The following is a 915-nucleotide window of genomic DNA, read 5'->3' on the forward strand; positions in this document are numbered from 1 at the left end:
GGTCCTGTAACTATTTCAAGTATAAAATACTAATTATACAAACAAAAATGATCTTAAATATATAGCGTTTTAAATTTTTTAAATAAATGATTGAATTTTTAATAAATAAAAATTTTTACAATTATGAAAAATATTATTAATAAATTTGTACTACAGACAATCTTAGCTATATCCCTTTGTAGTCTAACAAGTATCGCTTATTCTCAGCATAAAGCAATAAAAATGGAAAGTGATAATGCTTGCCAAGCTAAATGGATTTGGTATCCTGGAGATTTTGAAATTTGGCTACATACCGAAATCTCCGGTAAAAGACAGGAGCGAGGACAGCCTTATCCTCCGTTTTGGAGAGTTGATTCTCCTTACGGACTTGTTCTTTTTAGAAAAACATATGAGATTGAAAAATCTGAAGCTATTCGAATATTTGCTAACGGTAGGTTTCATGTTAGAATTGATGGAATAATTCAATATGATTTTGACCCTTTGAATTTTGAACTGCCCGAAGGAAAACATTCTTTGGAATTTTTGATTGAAAATTATAACACATTTCCATCGCTTTTAGTAGAGGGAAATTCTGTTTTTACGGATGAAAATTGGTTAGTAACAAACCAAGACAATACTTATTATAAAGCTGCTTCTGGCGACTTTATTGAACCTTTATACCCACCTACCACTTTTAGTCTTGAATATTTACCTATCGCGGCTAAAATTGTTCAAAAAAAAGATCGTAGTTTGCTTTTAGATTTCGAAAAAGAAACTTTTGGAAAGGTAATTATTAAAAACCTAACAGGAAAAGGCAGATTGAAATTATTTTATGGCGAAACCAAACAAGAAGCTTTGGCCTGTACACGAGCAGAAACTTTTGATTACCTTGACATAGACCGAGATTATCCGGTCAATGATACTACGGAATCAAGA

General features: G+C 31.3%; 1 protein-coding gene. It reads left to right on the forward strand.

The genetic code is table 11. The annotated features are described in order from the left end of the window. Positions 1 to 222 precede the first annotated feature (222 nt). The coding region (locus C3E90_RS07290; protein ID WP_236915000.1) for a hypothetical protein at positions 223 to 915 on the forward strand (693 nt) is incomplete at its 3' end.

Source organism: Clostridium sp. Cult2, assembly GCF_021655075.1.
GTDB lineage: Bacteria > Bacillota > Clostridia > Tissierellales > Tepidimicrobiaceae > Schnuerera.